General features: G+C 45.8%; 7 protein-coding genes. All 7 read right to left on the reverse strand.

Annotation, left to right across the window (positions count from 1 at the left end; all coding sequences use genetic code 11):
• Positions 1-81: 81 nt before the first annotated feature.
• The gene (locus tag AC1DSE_RS20510; protein ID WP_477509429.1) at positions 82-1,371 is read right to left on the reverse strand and encodes a response regulator; all 1,290 of its coding nucleotides are present in this window, start codon (positions 1,369-1,371) and stop codon (positions 82-84) included.
• Positions 1,364-3,166, reverse strand: coding sequence for a sensor histidine kinase (locus AC1DSE_RS20515; RefSeq protein ID WP_477509430.1), 1,803 nt, complete (start codon positions 3,164-3,166; stop codon positions 1,364-1,366). The genes AC1DSE_RS20510 and AC1DSE_RS20515 overlap by 8 nt, the downstream gene beginning before the upstream one ends.
• 228 nt (positions 3,167-3,394) lie before the next feature.
• Complete coding sequence (gene odhB / locus AC1DSE_RS20520) at positions 3,395-4,624, reverse strand: 2-oxoglutarate dehydrogenase complex dihydrolipoyllysine-residue succinyltransferase (RefSeq protein ID WP_477509431.1); 1,230 nt, start codon at positions 4,622-4,624, stop codon at positions 3,395-3,397.
• 6 nt (positions 4,625-4,630) lie between these two features.
• Complete coding sequence (locus tag AC1DSE_RS20525; protein WP_339207570.1) at positions 4,631-7,546, reverse strand: 2-oxoglutarate dehydrogenase E1 component; 2,916 nt, start codon at positions 7,544-7,546, stop codon at positions 4,631-4,633.
• Positions 7,547-7,839: 293 nt separating this feature from the next.
• A complete protein-coding gene (locus tag AC1DSE_RS20530) occupies positions 7,840-8,844 on the reverse strand; it encodes an acetylxylan esterase (protein WP_477509432.1) in 1,005 nt (334 codons plus the stop codon).
• A gap of 166 nt (positions 8,845-9,010) precedes the next feature.
• The gene (locus tag AC1DSE_RS20535; protein ID WP_477509433.1) at positions 9,011-9,718 is read right to left on the reverse strand and encodes a DNA alkylation repair protein; all 708 of its coding nucleotides are present in this window, start codon (positions 9,716-9,718) and stop codon (positions 9,011-9,013) included.
• 92 nt (positions 9,719-9,810) lie between these two features.
• The gene (locus tag AC1DSE_RS20540; protein WP_477528103.1) at positions 9,811-11,334 is read right to left on the reverse strand and encodes a leucyl aminopeptidase; all 1,524 of its coding nucleotides are present in this window, start codon (positions 11,332-11,334) and stop codon (positions 9,811-9,813) included.
• Positions 11,335-11,560 lie beyond the last annotated feature (226 nt).

The following is an 11,560-nucleotide window of genomic DNA, read 5'->3' on the forward strand; positions in this document are numbered from 1 at the left end:
CGGTTAAGGTGTGCGCTGTTATGATTTCGACATAGGGTTCGACATATAAAAACTGCTCGCGCAGCAGCACGAGCAGAAATGTTATTTTTTTAAATCTGATAGATTATAGCCAAAATACTTTTTAAACATTTTGCTAAAATGCTCCGGCGACTCATAACCAATCTCATCTGCAATCTCGTATCTCCGCATATCAGTCGTAAGCAGCAGCCTTCTTCCCGCTTCCATTCTCTGCTTCGTCAAGTAATCCCATATCGTAATATTAAGCACCTTTTTAAATAAATAGCTCAAATAATTGGGACTTAGATGAACGGCATCCGCAATATCCTGCAGCTTCATTCCTTTTTTACTATAATGTTGGTCTATGTAGCCTCTCGCTTCCTGAATATCTCCATTATGATCCTCCGTAGATTTTTTGTCTGACACATCCTCGGCCAAAAATACATGATGATCATGATGAACCTCTGTCATTTTCAGCGCAGAGATCGCTTCCTTGTATAGCTCTGCCCAGCTGTACAGCCCTTCCTTAATCGTACTAATCCCAATCGTGCATTGGACATTCAAATATTCCAGCAAATGCGCATGAAGCTGTTGTCCAATCGTCGTCAGCAGACTGCTCCTCATTGAATGGTCCAGCTCTTTTGCTGAAAGCTGCAGCACGACAGTCAGAGCTCCATTCGGTGAATAAAACAATAACTTATCCCAGCTGCTGATCGTTTCCTCTACCACGTTGTAGCAGGCATACTTAAGCAAATTCCGATCCCGCAAGGACTGAATGTCTTTATCCGTTTTACCAGCGTTTTTCAAATGCAGCTGGATCGTAAATAAACTGAAGTAGGGGCCATCCATTTTTAATCCTAATGATTGAAATAAAGCTTCAACCTCCGATTCGCCAAGCCCTTCCGTAATTAACTCGTTAAGCAGCATATGCTGCTTTGGATTCGTTTCCTCCAAATAAAACTTGCGGTTGAACGCAGCATCGGATGCCGTACGGAGCTTACTTTCCTTATGTCTTAACAAACCTCCAACTATTTGAATAAGCTGCTTCGGCATGACTGGCTTCACGATATATTCTTTGGCGCCGAACTTCATTGCTTTCTGAGCATAAGCAAACTCTCCATGCGCTGACAGCACGATAATCGGGACCGCACTATTTTCTACAAATATCGTTTCCATGAGTTCAATGCCGTTCATATGCTCCATCTGAATATCTGTAATGATCAAATCTATTTTTTCCAATCGAAAATAATCCAAAGCTTCAAAGCCATTGCCAGCCGTAAACAGCTCGCCGATTTGAATATCCGACTGCCTTAATATTGAGCTGATCCCTTTACAAATCATCGGTTCATCATCAACAATCAGTATATTATACATGCTCTTCCTCCCTCATGAGGTCATCTATGGTATGTGAGATTGGTAACGTAAGCTGAGCCCGAAGCCCGCCTTCCGCACGCAAAGCATATTCCAAACCGAATAAATCGCCAAAATGCAATTGAATTCGTTTATTGACGTTTCGAATGCCGTATCCTGCATCAGGATTTCGGCCTTCCAAAATATCATAAATGTGCGCAACATCCCTCAAGCGATATCCGTTGTCTTCTATTGCAATGACGATGCAATCCAGCTCCAGCTTGATTGATATCCATAGCTCACCATCACTATCCATTCGTTTAATGCCATGCACGATTGCATTTTCGATAAGCGGCTGCAGCACAACCTTCGGAATAAGACAGCTCTTCGCTTCCTCTTGAATGATCCAATTGACATTAAAATTATAATCATAACGTTTTAGCTGCAGCCTTACATAAGCCTCTGCATGCTGCAGCTCTTCTTCGATCGTAATTAATGATTTGCCGCGGCTAAGGCCAATTCGCATAACAAGGGACAGATCACGCACCATTTCCGCTGACTCGTCCGTTCCCTCAAGCGTCATCCTCCAATAAATAGACTCCAGCGTATTGTACAGCAGATGCGGATTGATTTGTGAATGAAGGATCGACAGCTCCGCCTCCTTTTGCTTCAGCTCAAGCACATATTTATCGTGGATCGTTTCATTTAACCGCTCTGTCATATCCATGAAATTATTGTTTAAAATTTCGATTTCATCTTTGGTACGCTGTGGATATTGTGTTAAGCCAAGCGGTTTGCCTGGCTCATAAGAGCGTGTATGCCTAGCGAGTCTAGAAATTGGACGAACGATGGAACGAATAAAGTAAACACCTAATAGGAGCAAGAGCAGGAAATAACCCATCATCGAATAATAAACGAGCTGCTCAATAACCTCATGATCGCCGATTATAGATTGCAGCGGTGTTTTGTAGAGCAGCTTTGTTTTACTTTGCTCGCTTTGATGAATGGCATATAGCCACTTTTTCCCATCAACCTCTAGCGTATAATATCCACCTTTGGAATTCGATACGTAGTCCGGCAACGGGAGGATCTTTCCGATGGAGTAGTTGCTTGTTGTTGAGATGATCGTATTATCTTCATTTAAAATCAATAATTCGCCATCCTTCGCCACATTATCAGGATCAAGATCACTTGCCAGCACACGTTCAAGTCCCGACGCGATTAAGTACCCAGCTTCTGGTGAGCGCCCATTCGTTATGCTGTTCATTTGTTTAACCATAACAAGCGTTTCCAGATCGGACGGGTTATCTCCGAATTGATGCAGTACCTTCAGCACTCCCCGCCCCTGTGCACGATAAGCCTCCTTATACCATGGAAGCGCATCCACATTTGTAGAGAAGTAGATGCCTCGCGTCTGCATATCCAAAGAAGGCACAAAAGAGTAAAGGCTTTCAGAATCCGGCATAAAAAAAGAATATGCTATTTTAGGAGATGTTTGTTTGAGCAGCATCTCATCCAGAGATGTGAATCGTCTAAAACGCTCGTAGGATGAAGACAACGGGATATTAAGCATTTCCTGAATTTCCTTGGTCATCATGATCGAATTCATGGTCTCTTCCATATGCATGATAGTTCGATCAATCGTTACATGACTCGATTCCACCCACTTCACCAGCGTCGAACCCACTTGCCGTTCCGTAATTTCTGCGACATTCCGCGAGACAACCCAATCCATAAAAATAACAGGTATAACGACTAGTGCAATAAACAAYGCGATGAACCGCTGGAGCATTGTGAGATTAGTAAAGGATTCTCGCACCTATTATGCAGCCTCTCTCCATTGAATACTTCTTAAATCTTAATTGTAGCCGATAATACGCCCGCTTCCATGTTCAATATTATGTTTATTGTAATCGATATTCAGATCTTTTTTCGACATCTTTTTTCATAACATAATAAAATGGCCATCTTAATCACAAAAAAAAGAAACTGTCCTTTGAGTAGATCACTCTACTTAAAGGACAGTCTCTAATGTGATACTTTATATTTAGCCTTCGAGAAGAAGTGCTTCTGGATCCTCTAGAAGCGCTTTGACGGTTACGAGGAAGCGAACAGCTTCACTGCCATCTACGATACGGTGATCGTAAGACAATGCAAGATACATCATCGGACGGTTTTCCATACGAACGTCATCGATTGCTACTGGACGAATTTGAATTTTGTGCATGCCGAGAATACCAACTTGCGGTGCATTAAGAATTGGCGTGGACAGCAAGGAGCCAAATACGCCGCCATTCGTAATAGTGAAGCTTCCGCCTTGCAAATCAGAAATAGCAAGCGTGTTTGATCTTGCTTTGCCAGCAAGCTCAACGATATTTTTCTCGATTTCAGCGAAGCTTAGACGGTCCGCGTCACGAACGACCGGAACGACAAGACCTTCTTTTGCAGATACTGCAATGCCGATATCATAGAATTTTTTCGTAACAATATCTTCGCCGTCAATTTCAGCATTAAGCAGTGGGAATGCTTTAAGCGCACCAACTACAGCTTTCGTAAAGAATGACATAAAACCTAGGTTTACATCATTTTTCTCGAAGAAAGCTTGCTTGCGGCGTTTGCGCAAATCAAGAATCGCAGTCATATCCACTTCATTGAAAGTCGTCAGCATCGCTGCTGTGCGTTGTGCTTCAACTAGGCGGTTAGCAATTGTAACCCGGCGACGAGACATCCGTTTGCGTTCAGTTGGCTTCACATCTTTGCCTGCGTTAGCAGGTTCTGATTGTGTTAGCGGAGCAGATTTAACCGGAGTGGCAACCGCTGGTGCAGGTGCAGCAGCAGGAGCTTGTCCTTGCGCTGAAAGATCAATGCCTTGCTCACGAGCACGTTTACGAGCAGCTGGCGATGCATTAATCGTTGCTGCACTTTCATTTGCAGAAGAGGCAACAGGCGCTGCTGGAGCAGCAGCTGGTGCAGCTACTGCGGCAGGAGCAGCAACAGGTGCTGGCTCAGCTGCCGGAGCAGCAGGTACGGCTGCGCCGCCCGCTGCTTCTCCAATCGAACCGATCGCTTCGCCTACAAGTACAACTTCTCCGTCTTGTTTAGCGATGCGAGATACAACACCGCTATTGTCTGCGCTAATTTCTATGTTAACCTTATCGGTTTCAAGCTCTAGTAGGACATCTCCCTGATTGACGGAGTCGCCTTCCTTCACGAACCATTTGGTAATTGTGCCCTCAGAAATGGACTCGCCTAGTTCCGGTACAATAATTTCAGCCATTAGTCACTACCCCCTAATCAAACTTGTTTCAACTGGTTTGCCGTTCAATGCTGTCGAAATAATCCATTTTTGTTCTGCGGCATGTACTTCTTGGTGTCCGCTTGCAGTACTTGAACGATCAGGTCTGCCAACGTAGCGAACAGCTGCCTTCTTAGGAGCTAACGCGCGAAGACGCGGTTCCATGAAGCTCCATGACCCCATGTTTTGCGGTTCTTCTTGTACCCATACGATTTCTTCAAGCTTGTCGAATTGCTTCACAATACGTTCGATTTCTGCATGAGGGAACGGATACAGCTGCTCTACTCTTGCAACACGCAGCCATTCATAATCTTCAGCATTTGTCGATGCAAGCGCCTCTTCAATATCGATAGCTACTTTACCGGTGCAAAGAAGCAAACGTTTTACTTTATCCTTCTGTTCCTTCGGCTCTGTCAGCTTGAATTGCGGAAGCACCGGCTTGAATGAGCCTTCGCTGAAAGCAACACCATGCGACGCAACACGAGGGTTACGGATCAAGCTCTTAGGCGCCATTAGAACGAGCGGACGAACATGCTCCGTGCCAAGCGACGCTGCTTGCTTACGCAGCAAGTGGAAATATTGAGCGGACGTTGAAAGGTTCGCAACGGTCCAGTTGTTATCAGCTGAAAGCTGAAGGAAACGTTCAAGTCTAGCGCTTGAATGCTCCGGTCCTTGGCCTTCATAGCCATGCGGCAGCAAAATCGTAATGCCTGATTTTTGCGACCATTTCGCACGGCCAGCTGAAATGAATTGGTCAAAAATAACTTGGGCAACGTTGGCAAAGTCACCATATTGCGCTTCCCAGATAACAAAGGTTTCAGGCGCAAATACGTTGTAGCCATATTCAAAGCCGAGTACTGCCGTTTCCGACAATGGGCTGTTATGAACGGCAAAGGATGCTTTCGCTTGCGGTAAAATGTGCAGCGGCGAGAACTTTGCTGCCGTCGCATTATCATTAAGCATGATGTGACGATGTGCAAACGTTCCGCGCTCCGAATCCTGACCGCTTAGACGAATAGGTGTACCGTCTGCAAGAATCGTTGCGAATGCAAGCGTCTCGGCATGTGCCCAGTCAACCTTTTCCCCATCGTTCAAAGCTGAAGCTCTGCGCTGCAAAATACGTTGAAGCTTCGTATATTCGGTGAAACCCTCTGGACGGTTAAGCAGCTCCAGGTTGATTTCACGAAGCGTCTCAAGCGGAACTGCAGTGCGTACTTCCTCGCCTGTAGGCAGCGTTGTTTTGTTTTGCTCACCGCGAAGCTTCGGCTCGCCTTCCTTCGCTTTCATTGCATCATAGGCTGCTTGCAGCTTGCCGTTCGTACGTTGACGCAATTCTTCAACCTGCGCTTCCGTAATCGCCTTCTCACCCTTCAACTGCTCGCTGTAAAGCACGCTTACGGTCGGATGATTGCGAACCTTTGCATACATCAGCGGTTGTGTTACTTCTGGATCGTCCATTTCATTATGGCCGAAACGACGGTAACCAATCAAATCAATAACAAAACCTTTATTGTAGCGGAGACGGTATTCACAAGCGAGGCGTACTGCTGCCAAGCAAGCTTCCGGCTCATCCGCATTTACGTGTACGATAGGAATGTCGAAGCCTTTCGCAAGATCACTTGCGTAATGCGTCGAGCGTGAATCAATGCTGTTCGTCGTAAAGCCAAGGCGATTATTTGCGATAATATGAATCGTACCGCCATTGTGATAACCTTGCAGCTTGTTGAAATTGAGCGTTTCCGCAACAATTCCTTCTCCAATGAAAGCCGCGTCGCCGTGAACGGCAATCGTCACTGCTTTCGCTGGATCTTGTGTAGGCATTCCCCGCTTGCTGCGATCTTCTTGAGCAGCACGTGTGAAGCCTTCAACTACTGGATTAACAAATTCCAAGTGGCTCGGGTTGTTCGCAAGGGTAAGATTCGCACGAATCGTTTCGCCTTCCTTCACAGCTCTGTCAGCACCTAGATGATATTTTACGTCGCCGGTCCAGCCATAATTAAGGCCCATTGATCCTTCAGACGGAATAAGCTCTTTATTCGGAGCATGGTGAAATTCAGAAAATATTTTCTCATAAGGCTTGCCAAGTACATGCGTCAGTACGTTGAGACGACCGCGATGCGCCATGCCCATAAGGATATGGTTTGCTCCATCATGCGCTACGGAGCGGACGATTTCATCAAGCACTGGCACGAGCATGTCTACGCCCTCGATAGAGAAACGTTTTTGTCCAACGAATGTCCGGTGCAGGAAGTTCTCGAAATACTCAACTTCCATTAGACGCTCAAGCAGTGCTGAACGTTCTCTTGCAGACAGCGGTGCTGGGAAACTTCCCGACTCCGCCTGTTTGTTAAGCCAATTGCGTTCACTCTCATCATGAATATGTGTAAATTCATACGCCGCTGAACGGGTATAAATCTCTCTCAAGCGGTTGATTGCTTCCCAGCCATTCGAGATTGATGCTGGCGCATTATCCCAAATAAGCGATGCTGGAATAGAAGTTAAATCCGCTTGCGTAAGTCCGAAAGTTTCTGGCTCAAGCAGCTTTGTATCAGCAGCAGGGCTGAAGCCGAGCGGATCAATATCTGCAGCTAAATGGCCGTATCTGCGAATGTTCAGCATTAGCTGATGCGCAGCGACAACCTTTTTCAACATATTTGAATCAATCGGACCAGGTGCTGCTGCATGTGATGCAGCCTTTTGCTCGCTTGGCTTAGCCGTAATGCTCGGAGCTTCTCCTTGTAGTGTAGCCGGAGGTTCCCCGAAACGTACAAAAAGCTCACGAACTGTAGACTCTACGGAGTCTGGATCAGTTAAGAAACGCTCGTATTGCTCCTGCACATACCCAAGGTTGGGGCCATAGTAGCTTTGCCAAGGCGAATAATTTCGCTCATCATGGTTGCTCATTGCAGAAAATTCCACCCTCTCTATTCATTGCCATCCTATTATTTTCTAAGGCGATGCTCGCCATACATGCTCGCCAACTTGCACTTGCCTAAATCGTTTTCAATAATAATCAAGCAAACACTAATCCCTTAACATATAAAGGGAAAAGTAAGAAAAATGAACATGTGTCAAGGACACCGTTTTATAGCTCATATATATTCTAGTACATAGTACGCTCTCCATCCATAACCATATTGGCATCGATATCATCCATTTGAAGCATTGATTGTCTCTTTTGGACAACTAATTGAGCATTAATTCTGATCTTGCTGCTCGATTGCATCAATTGAAGGCTTTAGGCCGTTTTTCAGCGCTTCCTGTAAAAACAAAATCGATTCTCGGTTCTGGTATTCGCTTACCTCATGACCTGAAAATGGATAATCATTGAGCTGCTTAAGCGATCGTATCCGATTGTATACGGCGTAGATGGTCTCTGGCATACACACGGTATCTTTCCAGCCAACCGACATCAACACCGGCGCCTTAATGCGTTCAGCCAAATTCAACAGGTCAAAATGAGCAAGCGTAGACAGCACTGCGTTGAGCCGATCAGGATACCTTTTAATGTACTGAGCAATTTCCGTAAGCGAGCTCGTCGAATTCATTAGGCCAAAATCCATATGGCACATGTTCGGAATATCGGCAACGACCGCGCTTACCTTGGAGTTCAGCGCTGCAGCAAGCAATGATAATCCGCCTCCTTGACTAGCGCCAACAACCGCTATCCGCGACTCATCCACCTCATCCTGTAGGGCAGCTGTATCCACCGCTCTAACCGCATCCATTGTAATCGCCTGGTAGTAGCTGCGCTCGGTATTCGTTATTCCCTGTGAAACCCAGCCTTTGACGAAACCTTCATCAGTGGTTAGCAAGCTGCCTGTTTCGCCTCCTTGCCCTCTAGCATCAACTGCAAATACGGCATAACCCAGCAGCAGCCACGCAGCATAACGCTCTGGTAGTCCCTTATCGCCTGTATAACCCTGATAAAAAACGACACAAGGCAGCTTCGCACCGTTCAATCCTTGCTGAGGCACGATGTATAACCCGTGAATAGGCGTATCATCTCCGCCTTTAAAAGTTAAACGCTCCGTTCTCACCGTCGTGATTGGAGTTTCAACCGTTTGTCTCCTCACATCAAGCGGCCTCTCTGCATAGCTGTTTAATACATTTTCCCAGTATTGATTTAACTCTTCAACATCCATCGTTACGGATGGCCGATAAGCTAATAAATCATTTTTCCTTCTATTTATTGCATGCATATAAGTATACCCCTATTCCACTATGTATTTTCGTTCCGACACACAAAGAAATTGTTCTTTGAGGCATAAATAAAATAAGCTATCTCCAGTTTAACTCATTGAGCCAAACCAAAAATAGCCTTTTTTGAAAATGAATTGTTCATTATATACCATAGGGCATTAACAGTTAGCAGATGCATGTTTTTTTCTTAACGCCCGCTTTGCCCAAAGAAACTGTTTTTTGGATATAATCACTAGCTAACGGGACCTTGCACGCTGTATTTCCGACATCTACATGCACCTTGCCGATGAATGCTGCAACGGCCTCTGCTTCTTCACGCAGCTCCGTGACATAAATACCGACAATCATCACGAAGGTGTTCATCGTATAACGAACACGATTTTGCTCCGTATGAATAGTTTCCTTTATTCTATTTAACAAAAAGCGTATTTCATCAAAATCCAGCTGCTCGTCCGGTGTAATAGAGATGTAATTCGCATAAGTGCTCCAGCCGCACGTGGACACCATCTCTTCCGAGGAGTCTATCCATTCTACTGCCAGCTCATGGGCAAAAGGGCTTTCCGCTGCGACACCTGCTACCGTATATTCTGCTGCCATGTACCAATAAGCTTGTTTGACCCATTGCTGCAGCGTCTCTTTAGCAATGGTTTTGGGATTAACTGAAAGTCCCGCCAAATACATCGCATCGCTATTACTGGACGCAAACAGCTTTAGCGCTAGCTCTTCGTCTTTTTTCACATATTTAACAAGCTTCTTCAAATCACCGATTTTCACACCAAAGAGCGGCTCCATCGCTCCATGACGAATAAAGGTCATTTTTGTTTGCTCATTGCCTAGCCGCTCTAATTCCTTCATTATCTCTTCATAGGTCATATGTCAGCCCTCCATTTTAGTCCACGTATTACTTCGCAAATAAAGGAGGTACGCCATGCGCGGCGAACCTCCAAATCATCACATCTCAAAGCTTATTCTTGCTGTACAATCAATTCAACTAAAGTTCTAACCATGACGCCGGTAGCTCCCTTAGGCTCCCAGCCTCTGCTCGAATCCAGCCATGCAGTTCCGGCAATATCGAGATGCACCCACGGCAATCCTTCGGCAAAATGTCCAATGAACAATCCGCCTGTTATCGTACCGGCATATCTTCCACCGCTATTTTTCAAATCTGCTGCATCGCTTCTAATCTGCCGCTTATATTCCGGATAAGAAGGAAGCYGCCAGATTCGTTCGCCAGCTCTCTCTGACGCAAGCTGCACCTGTTTGTAGAGCTCGTCATTGTTTGTAATCGCGCCTGTTGCGTGCGTACCCAAGGCTACGGATAYGGCACCAGTTAAAGTTGCCACATCAATCAGCTTCGTTGCTCCTCTTGTAATGGCGGTCGTAAGTCCGTCTGCCAGCACTAATCTGCCTTCAGCATCGGTATTCACAATCTCAACGGTATGGCCGCTCATCATGCGCAGCACATCTCCAGGTTTAATCGCTCGGTCCGAAGGCATATTCTCAGCTGTTGGAATGACTGCGATGACATTAATTGCTGGTTTCAGCTCTCCAATGACGCGAATAGCACCCAGCACAGCAGCTGCGCCGCCCATATCGGAAATCATATCCTGCATGCCTTCCGCTCTCTTCAAGGAAATACCGCCCGTATCAAACGTAATTCCTTTTCCGATTAGTCCCCATGCCTCTTCTGAATTTGGATTGCCTTTATAGTGAATAACAATCATACGCGGTGGATTTATGCTGCCTTGTCCAACGCCTAATAGACCGCCCATCCGCTGCTCAGCCGCGCTCCACTCGTCAATGACTTCTATTTCCAAATCAAGCTCACGCGCTAATTCCTCTGCATGATACGCCAACCGTTCTGGCGTAAGATCATTACCAGGCAGATTCGTAAGATCTCTTGCTAAAATGACCCCTTCAGCATACAACCGGCCTTTTGTTATTCCTTGTGTCCATAAAGCGGCTTCCTCTGCTGATGCAGCTGCTCCCTGTGGTACGAGTGCAACCTCTTTCAGCGAAAATCGCTCCGCTTTCTCCCGTTTCAACGGCTGTCGATCATGAAGCGCGAGCAGCAAGCCCTCAGTCAGCGCTTGTGCAGTAGACTCTGCTCCAAGGTTTTCAGCTTGCCCTTCAACAAGTGCATCAGACAGCAGTACTTGCACATTTACCGCCTGTAATTTTTTCAATGCTTTGGCTGCAGCCGCTGCTGCAAGCCGCAGGCTCGTAGCTCCGCCATCCTGATCAAGCCCAACAAACACGATGTGAGACGCAGGATACAATCCAAGTGTCGGCATAATCTCCGTTTGCTCCGAATCCGCTTTAAACAATCCTTTAGCATAACGTCCTCTAAGCGCTTCATCGATTTGCGGCTGTACGATCGGGGTAACTGCATCTGATTGCGTCAACTCTTTTTTACTGACAAAACGAATAACCGCATCTACATTTGCTTGCTCTGTACCGCGAACCCCGTATGTAAATTGAATAGTCATTATTATTTCCTCGCTCTCCAAATGGATTTGCCTAACCGAATCCATTTCATTTGAATCGTTTCAATCGCTTTTTTCAAACTCATTATACCTAAGCGTTCTCCTCTTTGCCATGTTTATAATTGCAGACTTGTCACTTAGCTAACATGATATGAAAAAGCAAAATACTCCCCGCCCACGATTGGGGGAGAGCATCCGATTCATTTCAGCTAAGCCAATCCTTTTGTAG

The organism is Paenibacillus sp. 01L418, assembly GCF_056400045.1.

Coding starts and splice junctions, on each gene's coding strand:
- AC1DSE_RS20510 (WP_477509429.1), bottom strand. CDS start 1,371: ATGTATAATATACTGATTGTTGATGATGAACCGATGATTTGTAAAGGG.
- odhB (WP_477509431.1), bottom strand. CDS start 4,624: ATGGCTGAAATTATTGTACCGGAACTAGGCGAGTCCATTTCTGAGGGC.
- AC1DSE_RS20525 (WP_339207570.1), bottom strand. CDS start 7,546: ATGAGCAACCATGATGAGCGAAATTATTCGCCTTGGCAAAGCTACTAT.
- AC1DSE_RS20530 (WP_477509432.1), bottom strand. CDS start 8,844: ATGCATGCAATAAATAGAAGGAAAAATGATTTATTAGCTTATCGGCCA.
- AC1DSE_RS20535 (WP_477509433.1), bottom strand. CDS start 9,718: ATGACCTATGAAGAGATAATGAAGGAATTAGAGCGGCTAGGCAATGAG.